Consider the following 22,223-nt stretch of genomic DNA (forward strand, 5'->3'; position numbering starts at 1 on the left):
CACCACGACGGCCCGGGCGGGTTACAGCTCCGGGCCGTCGCCCGGTTCCTCCTGGTACGAATAACGCTGTTCACGCCAGGGGTCGCCGATGTTGTGGTAGCCGCGCTCCTCCCAGAAGCCGCGGCGGTCGGCGGTCATGTACTCGATGCCGCGGACCCACTTGGGGCCCTTCCAGGCGTAGAGGTGGGGCACCACGAGGCGGAGCGGAAAGCCGTGTTCGGCGGTGAGGAGTTCGCCGTCGCGATGCGTTGCAAAGATCGCTTTCTCGGACGTGAAGTCGTCGAGGCGAAGGTTCGAACTGAATCCGTATTCGGCCCAGACCATGACGTGGGTGACGCCCTCGGCGGGCGGCGCCAGCTCGACGAGGGCGCGCGTGGGCACCCCGCCCCATTCGGCGCCCAGCATCGAGAACTTGGTGACGCAGTGCAGGTCGGCCACGACCGTGGCGTACGGAAGAGCCGCGAATTCCTCGTGCGTCCAGCAGTGCTTGTCGCCGTCGGCGGTCGCGCCGAACACCCTGAACTCCCAGCGTTCCGGGCGGAACTTGGGCACCGGGCCGTAATGGGTGACGGGCCAGCCCCGCTGCAGCCGCTGCCCCGGAGGAAGTTCCGACTGCTCCATTTCGCGGCTTTCCGGATGACCCATGCCTCCATGATGACAGCCTTGGAAGAGTGGCTGTGACCAGGTGCGCATCGATTCGGGCAACTCCTACTAAGCATGCACTTACTGGACCGGCCACCGGCGCCGGTGCAAGGATGCGGCGCACCTGCCCCCGATACGTACTTGGAAGGAGCCTCTGCGATGCAGGGCGACCCCGAGGTCATCGAGTTCCTCAACGAGCAGCTGACCGCCGAGCTCACGGCCATCAACCAGTACTTCCTGCACGCGAAGATGCAGGAGAACTTCGGCTGGCCCAAGCTCGCGAAGTACACCCGGTCCGAGTCGATCGACGAGATGAAGCACGCGGAGGTGCTGACCGACCGGATCCTGTTCCTCGACGGGCTGCCCAACTACCAGCGACTGTTCCACGTCCGGGTGGGCCAGACCGTCACCGAGATGTTCCAGGCCGACCGGCAGATCGAGGTCGAGGCGATCGACCGCCTCAAGCGCGGCATCGAGGTCATGCGGACCAAGGGCGACATCACCTCGGCGAACATCTTCGAGTCGATCCTGGAGGACGAGGAGCACCACATCGACTATCTCGACACCCAGCTGGAGCTGGTGGAGAAGCTGGGTGAGCCGCTGTACATCGCCCAGCTGATCGAGCAGCCGGAGAGCTGAGCCCGTCCGGCAGGAGGTCAGGCGGCCTCGGCGTCCAGCAGTTCCGCCGTCGGCGCGAATGCGGGCTCGCCCTGGTCGACCAGGTCACGGCGGGGGCAGGCGCCCCGGCCGAGCAGCGCCTGGATCCGGCGGACGCAGGAACCGCAGTCCGTGCCGGCCTTGCAGGCGGACGCTATCTGGCGGGGGGTGCAGGCGCCGTCCGCCGCGTGCTTCTTCACCTGTTCCTCGGTCACTCCGAAGCAGTTGCAGACGAACACGCGGTACACCTCCCCAGGACTCGCGGTCGGGATTCATAAGTCGTTGCCGTCCCGATTGATCGGTGAGGCTAACCTAACCTTACCCGCCGGAGGGAATACGCAAAAGCAGTGTGGGGCGCGGATCGTGTGATCCGCGCCCCACAGCTGTGTGCAACGATGCGACTACTGGTCGCGGTACATCTCCGCCACCAGGAACGCCAGGTCCAGGGACTGGCTGCGGTTCAGGCGCGGGTCGCAGGCCGTCTCGTAGCGCTGGTGCAGGTCGTCGACGAAGATCTCGTCGCCGCCGCCCACGCACTCGGTGACGTCGTCACCGGTGAGCTCGACGTGGATGCCGCCCGGGTGGGTGCCGAGCGCCTTGTGCACCTCGAAGAAGCCCTTGACCTCGTCGAGCACGTCGTCGAAGCGGCGGGTCTTGTGGCCCGAGGCCGCCTCGTAGGTGTTGCCGTGCATCGGGTCGGTGATCCAGGCGACCTGGGCGCCGGAGGCGGTGACCTTCTCGACCAGGGTGGGCAGCTTCTCGCGGATCTTGTCCGCGCCCATCCGGACGATGAAGGTCAGTCGGCCCGGCTCGCGGTCCGGGTCGAGGCGCTCGATGTACTGCAGCGCCTCCTCCGGGGTGGTCGTCGGGCCCAGCTTGATGCCGATCGGGTTGCGGATCTGCGAGGCGAACTCGATGTGCGCGTGGTCCAGCTGGCGGGTGCGCTCACCGATCCAGACCATGTGGCCGGAGGTGTCGTACAGGCTGCCGGTGCGCGAGTCGGTCCGGGTGAGGGCCGACTCGTAGTCGAGGAGCAGCGCCTCGTGGGAGGCGTAGAACTCGACGGTCTTGAACTCCTCCGGGTCCGTGCCGCAGGCCCGCATGAAGTTCAGCGCGTTGTCGATCTCGCGCGCGACCTTCTCGTACCGCTGGCCCGACGGGGACGACTTCACGAAGTCCTGGTTCCAGGCGTGCACCTGGCGCAGGTCGGCGTAGCCACCGGTGGTGAAGGCGCGCACCAGGTTGAGCGTGGAGGCGGAGGCGTTGTACATCCGCTTCAGGCGCTCGGGGTCCGGGACGCGGGCCGCCTCGGTGAAGTCGAAGCCGTTCACCGAGTCGCCGCGGTAGGTCGGCAGGGTGACGCCGTCGCGGGTCTCGGTGGGCTTGGAGCGGGGCTTGGAGTACTGGCCGGCGATACGGCCGACCTTGACTACGGGCACCGAGGCCGCGTACGTCAGCACGGCGCCCATCTGGAGCAGGGTCTTGAGCTTGTTCCGGATGTGGTCGGCCGACACGGCGTCGAAGGCCTCGGCACAGTCGCCGCCCTGGAGCAGGAACGCCTCTCCCTTGGCGACGGACGCAAGGCGGGCGCGCAGCTGGTCACACTCGCCTGCGAAGACGAGCGGCGGATACGATTCGAGGTCCGCGATCACATCGCGCAGAGCCTCGGCATCGGGGTACTCAGGCTGCTGCGCCGCGGGAAGGTCTCGCCAGGTGTTGCCACCGGATGCGGTGGTCTTAGCGTTCACGGTCACCTCGACAACATTACGGGGTCCTGGCGGGTGCCCAGCCCGCAGCCCACTTCGTGAGACGGGCGCCGGACGGCCCCGGCCGGGCCGGCGGGATGCGCTAGGGTGCGGAGCATGTTCGCGCAAGAGACCCGTAACTGGTGGTGGACCGCTCATCCGGCGGCCCACTGACTGCGCGTACAACGATTCGCGAAGGCCGCCCGAGGGGCGGCCTTCAGTGTTTTCAGCGGCCGTTCCCTCCTTTCGTCAGGAAGGAACCACCAGCATGCGAACCTCCATGCCGATCAGTCGACTTGTCGACCTCGTCGCATCGACCACCCCCTTCGCCCTGCTCCGCCGTCGCACCCCCGGCCACGACCAGGACACCGTCGAGGTGCTGCTCGGGCCCGTGCAGGAGGTGGAGCGGCTCGCCGAGATTCCGGAGCGGGAGCTTCCGGTGCTGGCGCTCGTCCCGTTCCGGCAGATCAGGGAGCGCGGTTTCGACGTACGCGACGACGGCACCCCGCTGACCGTGCTGTGCACCGAGGAGCGCTACGAGGTGCCGCTCGCGCAGGCGCTCGATGAGCTGCCCGCGCACGAGGTGAGCGTGACGGGCGGGGCCTTCGACGTGGACGACGAGGCGTACGCGGGGATCGTCGAGCGGGTGATCCGGGACGAGATCGGGAGCGGCGAGGGCGCGAACTTCGTGATCCGGCGGAACTTCGAGGGCCGCATCGACGGCTTCTCGCGCGCCGACGCCCTCGCCCTGTTCCGGCGGCTGCTCGACGGGGAGCGGGGCGCGTACTGGACGTACGTCGTGCACACCGGAGACGAGCAGGGGCCCGGAGGGCCTTCCGCAGAAGGGCGGGGGCGGGAGACGGGAGACGAGCAGGGGCCCGGAGGGCCTTCCGCAGAAGGGCGGGGGCGGGAGACGGGAGACGAGCAGGGGCCCGGAGGGCCTTCCGCAGAAGGGCGGGGGCGGGAGACGGGAGGGCGGACGCTGGTGGGCGCGAGCCCCGAGGTGCATGTGCGGATGACCGGCGGGACGGTCGTGATGAACCCGATCAGCGGGACCTACCGGTACCCGGCCGAGGGGCCCACTGAGGAGCATCTGCTCGACTTCCTCGCGGACGGCAAGGAGATCGCCGAGCTGTCGATGGTGGTCGACGAGGAGCTGAAGATGATGTGCACCGTCGGCGACATGGGTGGTGTCGTCGTCGGGCCGCGGCTGAAGGAGATGTCCCATCTCGCGCACACCGAGTACGAGTTGCGGGGGAAGTCGTCGCTGGATGTGCGGGAGGTCCTGAAGGAGACGATGTTCGCGGCGACCGTGACCGGCTCGCCGGTGCAGAACGCCTGCCGGGTCATCGAGCGGTACGAGCCCGGGGGCCGGGGCTACTACGCGGGTGCCCTCGCGCTCATCGGCCGGGATGCGGGCGGCGCGCAGACCCTGGACTCGCCGATCCTGATCCGTACCGCCGACATCGATGCGCGGGGCGGGCTTCGGGTGGCGGTCGGGGCGACGCTGGTGCGGGACTCGGACCCGGCGGGCGAGGTCGCCGAGACGCACGCGAAGGCGGCCGGGGTGCTCGCCGCGCTCGGCGTGCGGCCCGGGCGCCCGCGCGCGGAGGGCGTGCGCCCGCGCCTCGCGGACGACGCGCGCGTGCGGGAGGCGCTGGACTCGCGCCGGGCCTCGCTCGCGCCGTTCTGGCTGCGGATGCAGGAGCGGTCCGCGGAGCTGTCCGGGCACGCCCTGGTGATCGACGGCGAGGACACGTTCACGGCGATGCTGGCGCACCTGCTGCGCTCGTCCGGCCTTGACGTGAGCGTGCGGCGGTACGACGAACCGGGGCTGCGGGAGGCGGCGCTCGCGCACGAGGGCCCGGTGGTCCTCGGGCCCGGCCCCGGAAACCCGGCGGACGCGGCCGACCCGAAGATGCGGATGCTGCGCGCGCTCACCGCCGACCTGGTGCGGGAACACACTCGCGGCCTGCTCGGAGTGTGCCTGGGCCATGAACTGCTCGCCGCCGAACTGGGGTTGCAGATCGGCCGCAAGCAGGTGCCGTACCAGGGGGCGCAGACCCGGATCGAGCTGTTCGGACGGCCCGAGGTGGTGGGTTTCTACAACAGCTTCGTGGCGCGCTGCGACGACGAGGAGGAGGCCGAGCTGGGCGCGCACCGCGTGGAGGTCAGCCGCGACCGGGAGACCGGCGAGGTGCACGCGCTGCGCGGGCCGGGGTTCGCCTCGGTGCAGTTCCACCCGGAGTCGGTGCTCACGCTGCGCGGCACCCGGATCGTGGCGGAGCTGGTCGCTCAGTCGGTCCTGGGCTCGGCGGGGACGAGCACGTTCTCGCTGCGGCGGCCCGCGGTGTAGTCGAGGACGTTGCGCACGGTGGCCTCGATGATCTGGCGGACCGCGTCCACGGTGTAGTACGCCTGGTGCGAGGTGACCAGGACGTTCGGGAAGGTCAGCAGGCGGGCCAGGGTGTCGTCCTCGACGCCCTGGATCGACTTGTCGAGAAAGAAGAGCCCGGCCTCGGCCTCGTACACATCGAGGCCGACCCCGGTGAAGCGGCCCTGGCGGAGCTCGCCGACCAGGGCCTCGGTGTCGATCAGGGCGCCGCGGCTGGAGTTCACCAGGATCGCCTCGTCCTTCATGGCCCGCAGCGCCCCCGCGTCGATGAGGTGCCGCGTCTCGGGGAGCAGCGGTACGTGCAGGCTGATCAGGTCGGCCTCGGCGAGCAGCTCGCCCTTCGCGACGTACTTCATGCCGAGCTCCAGGCAGGCCGGGTTCTCCGCCACGTCCCAGCCGAGCAGGCGCATGCCGAAGCCGTGGGCGATGCGGGTGAAGGCCTCGCCGATCTTGCCGGTGCCGAGGACGCCGACGGTGCGGCCGTGCAGGTCCCGGCCCATCAGCCCGTCGAGCCGGAAGTCGAAGTCACGGGTCCGGCGGGAGGCGCGGACGACGCGGCGGTTGACGGCCGTCGCGAGCGTCCAGGCGAACTCGGCCACGGAGTACGGCGAGTAGTACGAGACGCGGGCGACGGTGAAGCCGAGGCGCTCGGCGACCTGCAGGTCGATGTTGTTGAAGCCGGTCGAGCGCTGGGCGATCATCTGCGTCCCGCCGGCGGCGAGGGTCTGCAGGACGCGGTTGTGCAGGACCGCGTTGACGCTGGTGGAGATGATCTCGTACCCGGCGGCGATGGGGGCGGTGTCCTCGTTCAGGAACACGTCCAGGCAGCGGATGTCGTGGTGCGGCGCGAAGGCCTTCTCGATCAGCGGCTTCTCGTCGGCCTGCACGCCGAATGCCAGGATCTCCATGGCGGCGAGTCTATGGACGCCGGTGGGGGGCGGCACCCGGAGCCGGGTGCCGCCCCCACGCCCGGGGCTTCCGGTCAGCCGAAGAAGACGCCGACCTCGCGGTACAGCTCCGGGTCGACGGTCTTCAGGCGCGCGGTGGCCTCGCCGATCGGGACCCGTACGACATCCGTGCCGCGCAGGGCGACCATCTTGCCGAAGTCGCCGTCGCGCACCGCGTCGATGGCGTGCAGGCCGAAGCGGGTGGCGAGCCAGCGGTCGAAGGCGCTCGGGGTGCCGCCGCGCTGGACGTGGCCCAGGACGGTGGTGCGGGCCTCCTTGCCGGTGCGCCGCTCGATCTCCTTGGCCAGCCACTCGCCGACGCCGGAGAGCCGCACATGCCCGAACGAGTCGAGGGAGCCGTCCTTGAGCACCATCTCGCCGTCCTTGGGCATCGCCCCTTCGGCGACGACCACGATCGGCGCGTACGAGGCCCGGAAGCGTGAGGTCACCCAGGAGCAGACCTGCTCGACGTCGAAGCGCTGCTCCGGGATGAGGATGACGTTGGCGCCGCCGGCGAGCCCGGAGTGCAGCGCGATCCAGCCCGCGTGCCGGCCCATGACCTCGACGACGAGGACGCGCATGTGGGACTCGGCGGTGGTGTGCAGCCGGTCGATGGCCTCGGTGGCGATACCGACGGCGGTGTCGAAGCCGAAGGTGTAGTCGGTCGCCGAGAGGTCGTTGTCGATGGTCTTGGGCACGCCGACGCAGGGGACGCCGAACTCGTCGGACAGCCGCGCCGCGACGCCGAGGGTGTCCTCGCCGCCGATCGTGATGAGCGCCTGCACCTCCTCCTTGGCCAGGCTCTCCTTGATCCGGCGGATGCCGTCCCGCTCCTTGAACGGGTTGGTGCGCGAGGAGCCGAGGATGGTGCCGCCGCGCGGCAGGATGCCCCGCACGGCCGGGATGCCGAGCGGAACGGTGTCACCTTCGAGCGGCCCGCGCCAGCCGTCCCTGAAGCCGACGAACTCGTACCCGTACTCCTGCACGCCCTTGCGGACGATGCCCCGGATGACGGCGTTGAGCCCGGGGCAGTCGCCGCCTCCGGTCAGTACTCCGACCCGCATGGAAGATGTCCCTTCGCCTGGATGAGCCCGAATGTGCCTGACGCGGGTCACGCTAATGGTGATCCAGGTCACTTCGGCATGGCGCGAAGAGTCAATTCCGTTGCAACACAAGGGAGTTGATCTTTGGCCGTTCACCCTTAAGGGTGGCCGGGCGGCGAGGAGGTGCCGGGACGCTCCCGTGTCGGCTACTCCTCGTCGAGGCCGCGCTCTATCGCGTACCGCACCAGCTCCACGCGGTTGTGCAGCTGGAGCTTGCCCAGGGTGTTCTGGACGTGGTTCTGGACCGTGCGGTGCGAGATGACCAGGCGCTCGGCGATCTGCTTGTAGCTCAGGCCCTTGGCGACCAGGCGGAGCACCTCCGTCTCGCGGTCGGTGAGCTGCGGGGCCTTCGGCTCGTCCGGCTCGGTGGGGACGGGCTCGGAGGCCAGCCTGCGGTACTCCCCCAGGACCAGGCCCGCGAGGCCGGGCGTGAACACCGCGTCCCCGACGGCGGTGCGGCGCACGGCGTCCAACAGCTCTTCCGTGGACGCCGACTTGAGGAGATAGCCGGTCGCGCCGGACTTGACCGCCTCCAGGACGTCCGCGTGCTCGCCGCTCGCCGAGAGGACCAGGACGCGCAGCTTCGGGTCGGCGCCGACCAGCTCCTTGCAGACCTGCACGCCGGGCTTGGCGGGCAGGTTGAGGTCGAGGACCAGGACGTCGGGGGCAGCGGCCTTGGCGCGGCGGACCGCCTGCTCGCCGTCCCCGGCCGTCGCGACCACGTCAAGGCCCGCCTCGGCCAGGTCGCGGGCGACCGCGTCCCGCCACATCGGGTGGTCGTCGACGACCATCACCCGGACCGGTGCCACGCCCGCGCCGTCCTGCTGCGTCTGCTCTTCCGTCACGTCAACTCGCCTTCCCCCGTGGGACCTTCAGCTCTACTTCCGTGCCCTGCCCTGGTACCGAGATCAGCTCGGCGGTGCCCCCGATGTCCCGGAGGCGGCCGCGGATGGACAGGGCGACCCCGAGCCGCCCCTCTCCCTCGGCCTGGGCCAGCCTGCCCTCCGGGATGCCCGGTCCGTCGTCCCGGACCGTCACGATGATCTCGTCCGGCCAGTCCTCGACCAGGATCCAGGCCTGGGCATCCGTACCCGCATGGCTTTTCACATTGTCCAGGGCGGCACTGACAGCGGCGGTCAGCTCCCGCGCCGCGGCGGGCCCGAGCAGCACCGGAGCGCCCGGTTCCGAGAGCGTGACCCGCGCTCCGGCGTACGGCGCGAGCAGCGTACGCAGGTCGCAGGGGCCGGTGGCCGCCGCGCCGTCCGCCCCGTCCGGGCCGTCCGGCTCGTCCACCTCGCGGACCAGGGCGCCCTGCGAGGCGTCCTCGGACGCGCGGGACGCGGGCGTGAGGCCGCCCGCCACCAGGGTGCGCAGGGCGACCTCCTGCTCACCGGCGAGCCGGCCGAGCTCCGCGGCCTCGCCGCCGATGGCCGTGCCGCGCCGCTGCACCATCGCGAGGACCTGCAGCACGCTGTCGTGGATGTCGCGGGCCAGGCGCTCACGCTCGCGCGTGGCCGCCTCGATCTCCAGGGCGCGGGCGAGGGTGCGCTCGGAGGCGCGGGCGACCTCCACGACGTACCCGATCGCTATGGAGGCGACCCACACGAGCAGCACGTTGTGCACGGTGTCCCGGCTGGGGGTCTCGCGCTGCACGATGTTCGCGACGGCCACCAGGGACGAGGCGAACGCGGCCCAGCGCCAGCCGCCCTTCAGGGCGAAGGCGAGCACCGGTCCGGCGGTCCAGATCGTCGGCAGCGTCGGCCCGTCCCCGTGGTCCGGGTCGGCGACCGTGGTGAGCAGGATGCCGGCGAGGGCAAGCGTCAGGTCGGCGCCGAGGAACCGCTTGGTGCAGCTCTGCGCGCTGGACACGCGCGGCAGCGTCGCCAGGGTCCAGACGACGAGTACGGCGAGATAGCCGACGCCGATGAGGGGGCGCTGGTAGTCGCCCCACTGGTGCACGAAGATCGCGATCGCGTAGAGCGCGGTCAGCACGCGGTACCCGGACACCGCACGCCACAGCGGCAGTTCGACGGACATCCGCATGACGCGTTCCCGCTTGGCCATGAATCCCCCCACGGTGCGGCCGGCGGCCGGTTGCCCGGTGCGTCCCTGAAGTCACGCCCCGGCGAGCTCCGGAATCTACGCCTTGGCGGCCTTCTCCTGCTCGGCCTTCTTCTTCGCCGCCTCGGCGATCCGGCGCTTGGCGGCGGTCGCGTAGATGTCGACGTACTCCTGGCCGGAGAGCTTCATGATCTCGTACATCACCTCGTCGGTGACCGAGCGCAGGATGAAGCGGTCGCCCTCCATGCCCTGATAGCGGCCGAAGTCGAGGGGCTTGCCGATGCGGATGCCGGGGCGCATCAGCTTGGGGACGACCTTGCCGGGCGGCTGGATCTTCTCCGTGTCGATCATCGCCACCGGGATCACCGGGGCGCCGGTGGCGAGCGCCACGCGCGCGAGGCCACCGGGTTTGCCGCGGTAGAGGCGGCCGTCCGGGGAGCGGGTGCCCTCCGGGTAGATGCCGAACAGCTCGCCGCGCTCCAGGACCTCGATGCCGCTCTTGATCGCGGCCTCACCGGCGCCGCGCGCGCCGGAGCGGTCCACGGGCAGCTGGCCGACGCCCTTGAAGAAGGCGGCCGTCAGCTTGCCCTTCACTCCGGGTGACGTGAAGTACTCGGCCTTCGCGATGAAGGTGACCTTCCGGTCGAGCACAGCGGGCAGGAAGAACGAGTCCGAGAACGACAGATGGTTGCTCGCGAGGATCGCGGGTCCGTCGGCCGGAACATTCTCCAACCCCTCGACCCAGGGCCGGAACACAGTCTTCAGACTGCCTCCGACGGTCAGCTTCATAACGCCGTAGATCAACGCGTACGCCTTTCTCATCTGTCGAACAGACCTTAACCCGAGCCCGGCCTGCGCTCCTTCCGGGACGACCCTGGTCGGTGTCGGTCCGGTCGCGTACGGTGAACGCAAACTCCTGTTCCACCCCGATCCTCATGAAGGAGACCGAACGTGCCGGTCCTGCCCGGAGCCGAGCCGTACCGCCACGAGGGCGGTGAGGTCGGTGTGCTCCTCTGCCACGGTTTCACCGGAACCCCGCAGTCGCTCCGTCCGTGGGCGGAGTATCTGGCCGAGCGCGGTCTGACGGTCTCGCTGCCGCTGCTGCCCGGACACGGCACGCGCTGGCAGGACCTGGCGGCCACGGGCTGGCAGGACTGGTACGCGGAGGTGGACCGCGCCCTGCACGACCTGCGCGAGCGCTGCTCGCAGGTGTTCGTCTTCGGCCTGTCCATGGGCGGTGCGCTGGCGCTGCGTCTGGCGGCCAAGCACGGGGACGCGATCAGCGGCCTGGTCCTGGTCAACCCGGGCAACAAGGTGCACGGCCCGGCGGCCCACGCGCTGCCCGTCGCCCGGCACCTGGTGGCGACGATCCCGGGCATCGCCAGTGACATCGCGAAGGAGGGCAGCGAGGAGGTGGCGTACGCGCGCGTGCCGCTGCATGCCGCGCACTCGCTGCGGAAGTTCTTCCGCCTGGTCGACGCCGAGCTGCCGCAGGTGACCCAGCCTGTGGTGCTCCTGCACAGCCCGCAGGACCATGTGGTGCCGCCGGCCGACTCCGCGCGTGTGCTCGGCCGGGTCTCGTCCACGGATGTCACCGAGATCCTGCTGGAACAGAGCTACCACGTGGCGACGTTGGACCATGACGCGGACCGGATCTTCGAGGAGAGCCACGCCTTCCTCGCCCGGCTCGCGCCCAGTGTCGGCGCAGGCAGCACAGAGGGGACGGCCACCGGTGGCTGAGCACGGCGCGGAGAGGGACGGCAGCCGCGAGGAGGACGACGGCCCCCGGCTCGACGAGGACGCGGCCTGGGCGGCGATCGTCGCCGGGTACGGCGAGGAGCCGCCGGACCCGCCGGGCGCGAAGCCGTTCAAGTCGGTCGAGGACTTGGCGGGCCTGGAGGCAGAGGCGGCGAACGACGCCAAGCCCGGCTCCGAGGCAGCCCCGGACGCCTCCGCGGACACCTCCGAGGACGACGGCGAGGGCGACGGCAGGGACGACGGCGAGGGCAACGGCAAGGACAACCACAAGGACAGCGGCGACCAGGACAGCGGCGACCAGGACAGCGGGGACCAGGACAGCGGGGGCAAGCACAGCGACGACAAGGGCACCGGCAAGGTCGGCGCCTCCGTCACGTTCGCCCCCGGCATAGGCCCGGGCCCGCGGGACTACAGCCCGCCCAAGGCCACGGACGACGACTTCGACGAGGACGACGAGGGCCACTTCGTACCGCCCGAGCCGCCGCCGCTGCCGGAGGCGGACGCGACCGCCAAGTTCGCCTGGCTCGCCGTCGTCGGCGGCCCGGTCCTGCTGCTGCTCGCGGTGCTGCTCGGCTGGGACATGACGTGGTGGCTGACCACCCTCGGCATCGGCGGCTTCGTCGGCGGCTTCGCCACGCTGGTGCTGCGGATGAACGGCGACGACGACGAGGACGACGACCCGGGGCGGGGCGCGGTCGTCTGAGCCGGGCTCGCCGCACGGCCGGCCGGGCTCCCGCGGCCGCCTTCCGGCCTGCCTCCCCCCGCCAACACCCCTTATTCTGCCGGCTGTTCACGTCCGGGACCGCAGGCGCTCGTGGCCGGCGGCACGGTCTACCTCATCGAGCGCAACCAGGACGACCAGGACGCCGCGCCCCGCCCCGGCGACAGCGCCCCGAAGGACCCCGGTTCAACCCCGACCTCGCCCGGCCAGGGGAGGATGCGCCCTCCGGCAGCGTCCCCTCGTACTTCGTCGGCACATGGACGACCGACACGGGGTACGGACGCCCCAGTCGGATCGAGATCAAACAAGCCGCCGACGGCCGGCAGGCGGTGACCTTCTACCGGTACCCGCAGGACGGGGGCGCGGGCGGGCTGTGCGTGACCGTGTCCCGGCTGATCGCGGTGGAGCAAGGCGGCACACGCCTCAACTTGGACACCGGGAAAGTGGACTCGTCGCGTTCCTCCCCCTACTGCGTCAACGAGTCGGCCTCGATCATCGACGCTCACTCATCCGGAATCCGCAGATCCACGAACAAGAGCAACAGCAACGGCGGCACGGTCTACAGCCGCAGCCGACCCACTGTGTTAGTACGACTATTCACCGCGCCGGATACGCCGTCCGGGCCACGGGTAGGGACTCGCTGACGTGATCACTTAAGGTCGCCGTCCGATGACCCTCCGTACCGTGGATCGCGAAAGGCCTGGCGCACGCAATGGGACAGCCGTTCACCCTCCCCGACTTCTACGTGCCGTATCCGGCGCGGCTCAACCCGCAGGTGGAGGCTGCCCGTTCGCACTCCAGGGGGTGGGCGCGGCGGATGGGGATGCTGGAGGGTTCCGGGGTCTGGGAGGAGCGCGACCTGGACGCGCACGACTACGCGCTGCTGTGCGCGTACACCCATCCCGACTGCGGCGCGGACGAGCTGTCCCTTGTCACGGACTGGTACGTGTGGGTCTTCTTCTTCGACGACCACTTCCTGGAGCTGTTCAAGCGGACGCAGGACCGGGCCGGGGCCAAGGCGTACCTCGACCGGCTGCCCGCGTTCATGCCGGACGACCTGGCCGAGGGGTTTCCGGAGCCGCGGACTCCGGTGGAGGCGGGCCTCGCCGACCTGTGGGCGCGGACCGTGCCGAGCATGTCGCGGGGCTGGCGCGCCCGCTTCGCCCAGGCCACGGAGAACCTTCTCAACGAGTCCCTGTGGGAGCTGTCCAACATCAACGAGGGGCGGATCGCCAACCCGGTCGAGTACATCGAGATGCGCCGCAAGGTCGGCGGCGCCCCCTGGTCGGCGGGGCTCGTGGAGTACGCGGCGCGGGCCGAACTCCCGGACGCCGTAGCCGGATCCAGGCCGCTGCGGGTGCTGCGGGACGCGTTCTCGGACGCGGTGCACCTGCGCAACGACCTGTTCTCGTACCAGCGCGAGGTCGAGGACGAGGGCGAGAACAGCAACGGCGTCCTGGTGATGGAGACATTCCTCGGCTGTACGACGCAGGAGGCGGCGGACGCGGTCAACGACCTGTTGACCTCGCGCCTGCAGCAGTTCGAGCACACGGCGCTCACCGAAGTGCCCGGCCTGTGCGCGGAGCGCGGCCTGGACGCGGCGCAGACGGCGGCGGTCGCGGCGTACGCGAAGGGGCTGCAGGACTGGCAGTCGGGCGGGCACGAGTGGCATCTGCGCTCCAGCCGGTACATGAACGCGGAGGCGGCAGGCCGCGACCCGAGCGGCCTGACCGTGCCCTTCACCCCACCCGGCACCGTGCCCTTCACCGCACCCGGCACCGTGCCCTTCACCGCACCCGGCACCATGCCCTTCCCTCAGCCCGGCACCGTGCCCTTCACCCCGCCCGGCGCCGTCCCCGGCACCGCGATCGGCGCCGGTCTGCGGTTCACGCCGCGGGCCGAGCGGGCCAGGCTGCGCAGCCGCAGCCACCCGCCGCATCGGCACGTCGGGCCTTCCCTGCTGCCGGAGTTCCAGCTTCCGTACCCGGTCTCGCTGAGCCCGCATCTGGCGGGGGCGCGGCCGCGCTGTGTGGAGTGGGGGCGCCGGATGGGCATGCTCCGGACGCAGCCGGGCCGGCCGCTCTCCGACATCTGGGACGAACGCCGCCTCGCCGGTTACGACTTCCCCCTCTGCTCGGCCGGCCTGGACCCGGACGCCACCCCGGACGAGCTGGACCTGTCGGCGCACTGGCTGACGTGGGGCACGTACGGCGACGACCTGTACCCGGCACTGTACGGCCGCACCCGCGACCTGGCGGGCGCCCGCGCGGCGACCGAGCGGCTGTCGCTGTTCATGCCGCTGGACGCGAGCGCCGCGCCCGAGCCTCACGATGCCCTGGAGCGCGGCCTCGCCGACCTGTGGGCGCGCACGGCGGGGCCGATGCCGGAGCGGGACCGTGCGGCGTTCCGCAAGAGCGTCGAGGACATGACGGCGAGCTGGGTGTGGGAGCTGGCCGAGCGGGCGCAGCAGCGCATCCCGGACCCGGTGGACTACATCGAGATGCGGCGCCTCACGTTCGGCGCCGACATGACGATGCGGCTGGCCCGGATCCGGCACGGCGGGGCGCTGCCGGAGGAGGTCTCCCGCAGCGGCCCGCTCCGCTCCCTGGAGAACGCCGCCGCGGACTACGCCACGCTGCTCAACGACCTGTTCTCGTACCAGAAGGAGATCGAGTACGAGGGCGAGGTGCACAACGGCGTCCTGGTCGTGCAGAACTTCTTCGACGTCGGCTACGCCACGGGCGTGGCCCTCGTCGACGCCCTGATGAACTCCCGGCTGCGCCAGTTCCAGCATGTCGTCGCGCATGAACTGCCCGTGCTGTACGAGGACTTGGGGCTGGACGCGGGGGCGCGCGCGGCGGTCGGGGGCTATGTGCGGGAGTTGCAGGACTGGATGGCGGCGATCCTGCACTGGCACCGGGGGTGCCGGCGCTACCGCGAGGCGGATCTGCGGGCGGGTACGGGTGGGGCCCCGTGGCGGCTCGGCGGGCCGACGGGGCTCGGCACGTCGGCTGCGCGTGCTTTCCTCCCCGCCCCGCCCCTTCCCGAAGGTCCTGCCGGACGGGCCTCCTCAATCGCCGGAGGGGCTCATTTTTGAGCCCCTCCGGGGAGCCCCCGCTACCTGCCGCCCGCCGGCACCCGCAGCGCAGCCAGCACCGGCAGGTGATCCGTGGCCGCCACCAGGTCCGCCTCCGTCACACCCGCGTGCCCGGAGGGCACCCCGCACCCCAGGACCTCGATGCCCGAGGTGGCGAAGATCGCGTCGATCCGCTGGTGCGGGTCGGCCGGGACGGAGGTGTACTCGCCGCCCCACGGCTTCACGGCCCAGCCGTCCTGGAGGGCGGTGGCCAGGCGGCGGAACGTGCGGCCGGTGGGCCGGTCGTTGAGGTCGCCGCCCGCGACGGCGTGCTCGGTGCCCATCCCGGCAAGCCGGTCGAGGAGCAGGGCGCCCTGCTCGTACCGCTCGTCGGTCTGCAGGCTCAGATGGCAGCTGAGGACGCCGAGCCGGGCCCCGCCGAAGCGGACCACGGCGGTGGCGAAGCCGCGGCGGTGCAGGCCGGGGGTGAGCGGGAGCAGGACGTCCTCGGTGCGCTCGACGGTGGCGCGCAGCGAGCAGAGCAGCGCGGGCCCGGCCGCGGTGCCGCCACCGGAGAGGATCACCAGGTCGGACGCGGCGGCGAGCCTGGCCAGCTTCTTGCGCCAGCGGAAGAACCGCGGGGCTTCCTGGACGAGTACGAGGTCGGGGGCGCAGGCGGCGATGACGCGGGCGAGGGCGTCGGTGTCGTCGCGCAGGGAGCGGACGTTGTAGCTGAGGACGCGGATGACGGCCGAACCGTCCGGCTCTGCAAGGGAGTTGGGAAGGGCGGTCATGGGGATCAAGGTACGGGAAACGCCACCCGCGGCAGCACGGAAAACGCCGCCCGCGGCAGCACGGAAAACGCCACCCGCGGCAGCGCGGAAAACGCCCGCCGCCCCGAAGGAAGCGGCGGGCGTTCACCCGTGCACGAAGCGCTGGGTCACATCACCGGATCCGGCTGCCGGGCCAGGTCCGCCGCGCCCACCAGGCCCGCCTTGTTGCCCAGCTGGGCGGCGACCACCTCCGCCACCGGCCGCCAGTTGCTGCCGACCAGCCAGCGCTTGTACGACTTGCGGATCGGGTCGAGGACCAGCTCGCCCTCGTCCGAGAGCCCGCCGCCGATGATGAACGCGGACGGGTCGAACAGCGACGCCAGGTCGGCGAGCCCGGCGCCGGCCCAGCGGGCCAGCTCGCGGTACGAGTCGACGGCGACCGGGTCGCCCTGGCGCGCGGCCATGGAGATGTGCTTGCCCTCGATGCCCTCGGGGGTGCCGTCGCCGTACCCGAGGAGGATCTCGGCGTTCTCCGGGGTAGCGTTGGCGCGCTGGCGCGCGTACCGCACGAGGGCGCGGCCCGACGCGTACTGCTCCCAGCAGCCCTGCGAGCCGCAGCCGCAGAGCAGGCCGTCCGGGACCATCCGGATGTGGCCGAACTCGGCGGCGACGCCGAAGTGTCCGCGGCGCAGCTTGTTGCCGATGATGATGCCGCCGCCGAGGCCGGTGCCGAGCGTGATGCAGATGACGTTGCGGTGGCCCTTGCCGCCGCCGAAGCGGTACTCGCCCCAGGCGGCCGCGTTGGCGTCGTTCTCCACGACGATCGGGAGGCCCACGCGGGCCTCGACCTTCTCCTTGAGCGGTTCCTGGCGCCAGTCGATGTTGGGCGCGAAGTAGACCGTGGAGCGCTGGCGGTCGACGTATCCGGCGGCTCCGATGCCCACGCCGACGATCTCGTGCCCCGCTCGGGCGCCCTCGACGGCCGAGGCGATCGCGTCGACGATCCCGTCAGGCGTGCTGGGGGTCGGCACCTTGAAGGTGGAGAGGATGTTGCCCTCTTCGTCGACCACACCCGCTGCGATCTTGGTGCCGCCGATGTCGACGCCGATGGTGAGTCCCATTAGTCCCTCAGTTTTCGGTTCGAGCCCCGCTAGGGGCAACCGTACCCGAGGTCGACGGGCCCCCAGGGGCGTCTCCCCTAGTCGCCCCCTAGTCGAGGTCGATGTGCTCCCCGCCGCCGGTGTCCTCGGGCTTTCCGCCGCCCGGGGCCTGCGGCTTCGCCTCGTCCGGGCCCGCGGTCCAGCGGCGCTCGTGGCCAAAGACGGCGCTGCGGTAGGCGGCGAGGAGTTCGGAGCCCGCGTTGGCGAGGTGGTCGAAGACCTCGGGGTTGCGCTCGATGACCGGTTCGACGGCGGCCTTGGCCTGCTCGACGAAGTGCTGCACGGCGCCCTGGGCGGCGGTGCCGGCGATCGGGGCCTGGAACGAGGAGAGCTTGTCGGTGACGGCGTCCATCAGCTTGCGCAGCTCATCGGCGGCGGAGCCGGGCTCCGGTGCGCCGTGCTGCGCGCGGTGGCGGGCCTGCTCGGCGGCGAGGTCCTCGGCGCAGGCCTTCTGCCAGGCGTCGGCGTCGGGTGCGGTGCGCTCGGTGTCGCTCATGGGAGGCTCCTGCGGAGGCTGCGTACGGCGTGTGACTGCTCACTGTCGACGTTACCCGAACGGGGGTACACGGTTCACCGCCCTTGCGGCCACAGCCCCGGATCCGGTGTGAAGCGGATGCGCAGCTCGCCGTCCCTGAGCCCCGCACCCGAGACCGTGCAGCGGCGCAGCGCGGACGGCAGCGGCACCATGCGGCGGAACGGGCCGACCGTGACCACGAGTTCGTCGCCGCGCCGCACCAGGTCGAGGTCCTCGCGGACGGCACCGGGCAGCGGGATCCGCCAGACCAGGACGCCGTCGTCGGCGAGCCGGTCCTCGACCGGCCACTGCACGGCATCGGGCACCGGGTCGGGTAGGGGCAGGGCGAGCGCGGCCAGGTCGTCGGCGCCGCGCGGGTCCCGCCCGAGGTGGGCGGCGGCGTGCAGCGGGTACGCGTCGCGCCACTCGGCGAGGGCCTTGTCCTGCTGGGCGGCGGCCGAGGCGAGCCACGGGTCGGCCGAGTCGTGCGGCAACACCCGGTTGGCGACGAGGAGTTCGGTGCGCAGTGCGTGCAGGGCGAACCCGGTGCGGGCGGTGTGCACGGCGTCGGCCCCGGCGGGACCGGGCTCGGCGACGAGGCGTACGGCGGTGGTGTCGGCCTCGATCACCGACTGGACGGCGGCGAGGTGCTGGTCCCAGTGCGCGGCGGTGTCGTACAGCCACTGGGCGGGCATCGGGACGCCCGCGAGCTGGGCGAGCATCGGGCGCAGCGCGCGGGCGGCCTGCCGTTCGGGCGGCAGCAGCCGGCGCAGGTAGCGGCGCAGCTGGGCGGGGAGCGCGAGCAGCGCGAGGGCCTGCGGGGCGGGCGGCAGGTCGACGACGACCAGGTCGTACGGCTGCGCGGCGGCGTCCCGCACGGCCCGCAGGAGCGCGAGCTCACCCGCGCCCGGGAGCTCGGTCAGCTCCTCCTCGTCCAGGCGCTGGGCGCCGAACAGGTCGAGGGCGGTGGCCGCGCGGTCCTGGAGGGCGAGGAGTTCGCGCCGGAAGTGGGCGCCGCTGTCCACATGCCGCACGGTGAGTCCGGGTAGCTCCACGGCGCCGAGCACCGCGGGCAGGGTGTCGTGGGCGTCGGCGGTGAGGAGGAGGGTCCGGCGCCCGTCGCGCGCGGCGGCGAGCGCGGTGGCCGCGGCGGTGGTGGTCCGGCCGCTGCCGCCGGGGCCGGTGACGAGAAGGGTCTGCATGGAGGGCCTAACTCCCCGACTCCACCCGCTTCTTGAGGCCCGCGAGCGCCCGGTCGATGATGACCTTCTCCGCCTTGCGCTTGATCATCCCGAGCATGGGGATCTTGACGTCCACGGTGAGCGCGTACGTGACCTCGGTGCCCTTGCCCTTCTCGGCGAGGACGTAGGAGCCGTCGAGGGCGCGGAGCATCTGGGACTTGACGAGGGTCCAGCTGACCTTGCTGTCGCCGGACCAGGTGTACGCGAGGACCTGGTCGTCCTTGATCGCGCCGGTGTCCATGACGAGGCGGACCTGCTCGGCGCGGCCCTGCCCGTCGGCGGCCAGCACCTCGGCCTCCTTGACCTCGGCGGTCCAGTCCGGGTAGCGGCCGAAGTCGGCGATCACCGCCATGACGTCGGCGGGCGCCGCCTCGATCTCGATGTTCGAGCTGGTGTGTTCCGCCATCGCGGTGGCTCCTCCGGTGCGGTTCCGTCGAGGGTGTGATCGGCGGCGTACCACGTGCGCGCCGCCCGCGTGAAGGCTACCGCGCTCCGATCACTCACCACTCCAGGGCCCAGGGCGTCCCGGTGCCCGCGAAGTGGCCCACGTTCACGCACTCCGTGACGCCGATCCGCATGCGGCGTACGAGGGGTTGGTGGACGTGGCCGAAGAGGGCGTAGCGGGGGCGGGTGCGGCGGATGGCGTCGAGGAGGGCGCTGCTGCCGCGCTCGAAGCGGCGGGCCACGGTGTCGTACACGAGGTCGGGGACCTCGGGCGGGATGTGGGTGCACAGGACGTCGACCTCGCCGACGGCCTCGACCTTGGCCGCGTACTCCTCGTCGCTGATCTCGAAGGGGGTCTTCATGGGGGATTCGAGGCCGCCGCCGACGAAGCCGAAGACGCGGCCGCCGATCTCGGCCCGCTGACCGTCGAGGACGGTGGTGCCCGGGAGGGCGTACTCGCTCCAGAGGGCCGGCATGTCGACGTTGCCGTAGGTCGCGTACGTCGGAGTGGGGAAGGCGGCGAACAGCTCGGCGTACTGCTTGCGGACGGCGTTCTCGATGGCCGTGGCGCGGTCCGCGTCCAGGCCGGCCCAGAGCCGCGCGCCCAGTTCGCGGGCCTCGTCGAAGCGGCGGGCGGTGCGCAGCTCGACCAGGCGTGAGGCGTTCTGTGTGCCGAAGAGCTCGGGGAAGATGCCGCGCGAGTGGTCGGCGTAGTCGAGGAACAGGATCAGGTCGCCGAGGCAGATCAGCGCGTCCGCGCCGTCGCCCGCGCGGGCCAGCGCCTCCGCGTTGCCGTGCACGTCGCTCACCACATGTACCCGCATGTCTGGCATGACGATCACCCTAGGGCGAGCCGCCTTGAGCCGGTAGGGGCCGCCGGACCTGCGGTTACTTCCGAGTCGCCCGAAAAGTGGATTACTGTGCGCGAAGGAACGCCGCGACGCGTGACGTGATGTGTGACGCAGCGAACATCTGGCCCGACCCCCCTACCGAAAAGGCAGTACCGGTGGGTAACGTCCGGGCAGTCCAGTCGTGCTCGATGCACCCCACCTGCAAGTTCAGCCATCGAGCACCTGCCCGATCTTGGACCGCACCGTCGCATCGCACACCGTCGTGGCGCCGGCGCCCTATGAGGAGCAGCAGTCTTGCGCGAGTTCAGCCTTCCGGCCCTGTACGAGGTCCCCGCGGACGGCAATCTGACCGACATCGTCCGCCGAAACGCCGCGCAGCACCCGGATGTTGCCGTCATCGGCCGCAAGGTGAACGGCACCTGGACCGACGTCTCGGCCAAGGACTTCCTCGCCGAGGTGCACGCCGCCGCCAAGGGCCTGATCGCGTCCGGCGTCGGCCCGGGCGACCGGGTCGGCCTGATGTCCCGTACGCGGTACGAGTGGACGCTCCTGGACTTCGCGATCTGGAGCGCGGGCGCGGTGACGGTCCCGGTGTACGAGACCAGCTCGCCCGAGCAGGTGCAGTGGATCCTCGGCGACTCCGGCGCGGTGGCCTGCCTGGTGGAGCTGGACGTGCACGCGAAGGCCGTCGAGGCGGTGCGCGACCGGCTCCCCGACCTGGCGAACGTCTGGCAGATCGAGACGGACTCCCCCGAGGCGGGCGCGATCGAGCAGCTGCGCCGCGCGGGCGCGGACGTCGCCGACGAGACGGTCGAGGAGCGCGGTTCGCTCGCGAAGGCCGACGACCCGGCGACGATCGTCTACACCTCGGGCACCACGGGCCGCCCCAAGGGCTGTGTCCTGACGCACCGTTCGTTCTTCGCGGAGTGCGGCAACATCGTGGAGCGGATCCGCCCGCTGTTCCGCACCGGCGAGTGCTCGGTGCTGCTGTTCCTGCCGCTCGCCCATGTCTTCGGGCGCCTGGTGCAGATCGCCCCGATGCTGGCGCCGATCAAGCTGGGCCACGTACCGGACATCAAGAACCTCACGGACGAACTGGCCTCGTTCCGGCCGACGTTGATCCTCGGTGTGCCGCGGGTCTTCGAGAAGGTCTACAACTCGGCGCGCGCCAAGGCGCAGGCGGACGGCAAGGGCAAGATCTTCGACAAGGCCGCGGACACGGCGATCGCGTACAGCCGCGCCCTGGACACGCCCTCGGGCCCGTCGCTGAGCCTCAAGCTCAAGTACAAGACGTTCGACCGGCTGGTCTACCGCAAGCTGCGCGCGGTCCTCGGCGGCCGTGGCGAGGCGGCGATCTCCGGCGGCGCCCCGCTGGGCGAGCGGCTCGGCCACTTCTTCCGCGGCATCGGCTTCACGGTCCTGGAGGGCTACGGCCTCACCGAGTCCTGCGCGGCCACCACGTTCAACCCGCACGACCGGCAGAAGATCGGCACGGTCGGCCAGCCGCTGCCCGGTTCGGTCGTCCGGATCGCGGACGACGGCGAGGTGCTGCTGCACGGCGAGCACCTGTTCAAGGAGTACTGGAACAACCCCGGCGCGACCGAGGAGGCCCTGGCCGACGGGTGGTTCCACACCGGTGACATCGGCACCCTCGACGAGGACGGCTATCTCGCGATCACCGGCCGCAAGAAGGAGATCATCGTCACAGCCGGCGGCAAGAACGTCGCGCCCGCGGTGATCGAGGACCGCATCCGGGCGCACGCCCTGGTCGCCGAGTGCATGGTGGTCGGCGACGGGCGGCCGTTCGTCGGCGCCCTGGTCACCCTGGACGAGGAGTTCATCGGGCGCTGGGCCGACGAGCACGGCAAGTCCGCTAAGTCGGCGGCGGACCTGCGGGACGACGCGGAGCTGCTCGCCGCCGTCCAGCAGGCGGTGGACGACGGCAACGCGGCCGTGTCCAAGGCGGAGTCGGTGCGTAAGTTCCGGGTGCTCGGGGCGCAGTTCACGGAGGAGTCGGGGCACTTGACGCCGTCCCTGAAGCTCAAGCGGAACGTGGTCGCCAAGGACTACGCGGACGAGATCGAGGCGCTTTACACCAGCTGAAGTGGCCGCCCACTCGCCGTAGGGCTGCTGTT

21 protein-coding genes are annotated in these 22,223 nt (G+C 71.3%); 7 read left to right on the top strand and 14 right to left on the bottom strand.

Translation table 11 applies throughout. The features are described from left to right. Positions 1 to 21 precede the first annotated feature (21 nt). Positions 22 to 645, bottom strand: coding sequence for a sulfite oxidase-like oxidoreductase (locus QIS99_RS13205; protein WP_282513435.1), 624 nt, complete (start codon positions 643 to 645; stop codon positions 22 to 24). A 156-nt stretch (positions 646 to 801) separates the two neighbouring features. Here QIS99_RS13205 and bfr point away from each other — a divergent pair, with 156 nt between their 5' ends. Further along, complete coding sequence (bfr, locus tag QIS99_RS13210; protein WP_282513436.1) at positions 802 to 1,281, top strand: bacterioferritin; 480 nt, start codon at positions 802 to 804, stop codon at positions 1,279 to 1,281. 17 nt (positions 1,282 to 1,298) lie between these two features. Here the strand turns inward: bfr and QIS99_RS13215 are convergent, their stop codons facing one another. Together QIS99_RS13215 and QIS99_RS13220 are read right to left on the bottom strand one after the other, a co-directional pair. After that, positions 1,299 to 1,547: a (2Fe-2S)-binding protein gene (locus QIS99_RS13215; protein WP_282513437.1), complete on the bottom strand. Its 249-nt coding sequence runs from the start codon at positions 1,545 to 1,547 to the stop codon at positions 1,299 to 1,301. A 153-nt stretch (positions 1,548 to 1,700) separates the two neighbouring features. After that, positions 1,701 to 3,053: a class II 3-deoxy-7-phosphoheptulonate synthase gene (locus QIS99_RS13220; protein ID WP_282513438.1), complete on the bottom strand. Its 1,353-nt coding sequence runs from the start codon at positions 3,051 to 3,053 to the stop codon at positions 1,701 to 1,703. A gap of 108 nt (positions 3,054 to 3,161) precedes the next feature. On the opposite strand from QIS99_RS13220, the gene QIS99_RS32330 reads away from it, so the two are divergent. Further along, complete coding sequence (locus tag QIS99_RS32330; RefSeq protein ID WP_161697035.1) at positions 3,162 to 3,218, top strand: trp operon leader peptide; 57 nt, start codon at positions 3,162 to 3,164, stop codon at positions 3,216 to 3,218. 94 nt (positions 3,219 to 3,312) lie between these two features. Beyond that, positions 3,313 to 5,400: an anthranilate synthase family protein gene (locus QIS99_RS13225; RefSeq protein ID WP_282513439.1), complete on the top strand. Its 2,088-nt coding sequence runs from the start codon at positions 3,313 to 3,315 to the stop codon at positions 5,398 to 5,400. Here the strand turns inward: QIS99_RS13225 and QIS99_RS13230 are convergent. The 5 genes from QIS99_RS13230 to QIS99_RS13250 all read right to left on the bottom strand — a co-directional run bounded on the left by QIS99_RS13230 (position 5,340) and on the right by QIS99_RS13250 (position 10,339). Further along, positions 5,340 to 6,347: a 2-hydroxyacid dehydrogenase gene (locus QIS99_RS13230; RefSeq protein WP_282513440.1), complete on the bottom strand. Its 1,008-nt coding sequence runs from the start codon at positions 6,345 to 6,347 to the stop codon at positions 5,340 to 5,342. The genes QIS99_RS13225 and QIS99_RS13230 overlap by 61 nt on opposite strands. Before the next feature lie 74 nt (positions 6,348 to 6,421). Continuing rightward, positions 6,422 to 7,450 carry a 6-phosphofructokinase gene (locus QIS99_RS13235; protein WP_282513441.1) on the bottom strand — a complete coding sequence of 343 codons (1,029 nt, stop codon included), beginning with the start codon at positions 7,448 to 7,450 and terminating at the stop codon, positions 6,422 to 6,424. A gap of 185 nt (positions 7,451 to 7,635) precedes the next feature. Then, entirely contained in the window at positions 7,636 to 8,280 is a 645-nt protein-coding gene (locus QIS99_RS13240; protein WP_282513597.1) for a response regulator, read from the bottom strand. Positions 8,281 to 8,335: 55 nt separating this feature from the next. Next, positions 8,336 to 9,553, bottom strand: coding sequence for a MacS family sensor histidine kinase (gene macS, locus QIS99_RS13245; RefSeq protein ID WP_282513442.1), 1,218 nt, complete (start codon positions 9,551 to 9,553; stop codon positions 8,336 to 8,338). 75 nt (positions 9,554 to 9,628) lie between these two features. Continuing rightward, a complete protein-coding gene (locus QIS99_RS13250) occupies positions 9,629 to 10,339 on the bottom strand; it encodes a lysophospholipid acyltransferase family protein (RefSeq protein ID WP_282513599.1) in 711 nt (236 codons plus the stop codon). Between the two features lie 162 nt (positions 10,340 to 10,501). Between QIS99_RS13250 and QIS99_RS13255 the strand changes: the two genes are divergently transcribed. From QIS99_RS13255 to QIS99_RS13265, 3 genes are all read left to right on the top strand, one after another. Then, positions 10,502 to 11,290, top strand: a complete 789-nt coding sequence (locus QIS99_RS13255) for an alpha/beta hydrolase (RefSeq protein ID WP_282513443.1) — start codon at positions 10,502 to 10,504, stop codon at positions 11,288 to 11,290. Next, the gene (locus QIS99_RS13260) at positions 11,283 to 12,011 is read left to right on the top strand and encodes a hypothetical protein (protein WP_282513444.1); all 729 of its coding nucleotides are present in this window, start codon (positions 11,283 to 11,285) and stop codon (positions 12,009 to 12,011) included. Before QIS99_RS13255 ends, QIS99_RS13260 begins: the two co-directional genes overlap by 8 nt. 730 nt (positions 12,012 to 12,741) lie before the next feature. Then, the gene (locus QIS99_RS13265; RefSeq protein ID WP_282513445.1) at positions 12,742 to 15,126 is read left to right on the top strand and encodes a terpene synthase family protein; all 2,385 of its coding nucleotides are present in this window, start codon (positions 12,742 to 12,744) and stop codon (positions 15,124 to 15,126) included. Positions 15,127 to 15,146: 20 nt separating this feature from the next. Here QIS99_RS13265 and QIS99_RS13270 read toward each other — a convergent pair whose 3' ends face one another. The 6 genes from QIS99_RS13270 to QIS99_RS13295 all read right to left on the bottom strand — a co-directional run bounded on the left by QIS99_RS13270 (position 15,147) and on the right by QIS99_RS13295 (position 20,061). Further along, on the bottom strand, positions 15,147 to 15,899 hold the full coding sequence (locus QIS99_RS13270) for an endonuclease/exonuclease/phosphatase family protein (RefSeq protein WP_282513446.1): 753 nt from the start codon (positions 15,897 to 15,899) through the stop codon (positions 15,147 to 15,149). A gap of 146 nt (positions 15,900 to 16,045) precedes the next feature. Continuing rightward, on the bottom strand, positions 16,046 to 16,999 hold the full coding sequence (locus tag QIS99_RS13275) for an ROK family glucokinase (RefSeq protein ID WP_282513447.1): 954 nt from the start codon (positions 16,997 to 16,999) through the stop codon (positions 16,046 to 16,048). An 88-nt stretch (positions 17,000 to 17,087) separates the two neighbouring features. Beyond that, entirely contained in the window at positions 17,088 to 17,534 is a 447-nt protein-coding gene (locus tag QIS99_RS13280; RefSeq protein ID WP_282513448.1) for a DUF5304 domain-containing protein, read from the bottom strand. A gap of 74 nt (positions 17,535 to 17,608) precedes the next feature. After that, positions 17,609 to 18,754, bottom strand: coding sequence for an ArsA family ATPase (locus QIS99_RS13285; protein WP_282513449.1), 1,146 nt, complete (start codon positions 18,752 to 18,754; stop codon positions 17,609 to 17,611). 7 nt (positions 18,755 to 18,761) lie between these two features. After that, positions 18,762 to 19,199: an SRPBCC family protein gene (locus tag QIS99_RS13290; protein ID WP_282513450.1), complete on the bottom strand. Its 438-nt coding sequence runs from the start codon at positions 19,197 to 19,199 to the stop codon at positions 18,762 to 18,764. Between the two features lie 94 nt (positions 19,200 to 19,293). Then, positions 19,294 to 20,061 (bottom strand): metallophosphoesterase family protein, encoded by a 768-nt coding sequence (locus QIS99_RS13295; RefSeq protein ID WP_282513601.1) that lies wholly within the window; start codon positions 20,059 to 20,061, stop codon positions 19,294 to 19,296. Positions 20,062 to 20,382: 321 nt separating this feature from the next. Between QIS99_RS13295 and QIS99_RS13300 the strand changes: the two genes are divergently transcribed. After that, entirely contained in the window at positions 20,383 to 22,191 is a 1,809-nt protein-coding gene (locus QIS99_RS13300; RefSeq protein WP_282513451.1) for an AMP-dependent synthetase/ligase, read from the top strand. Positions 22,192 to 22,223: the final 32 nt, after the last annotated feature.

The sequence above is a fragment of the Streptomyces solicavernae genome (assembly GCF_029968095.1).
Classification (GTDB): Bacteria; Actinomycetota; Actinomycetes; order Streptomycetales; family Streptomycetaceae; genus Streptomyces; species Streptomyces solicavernae.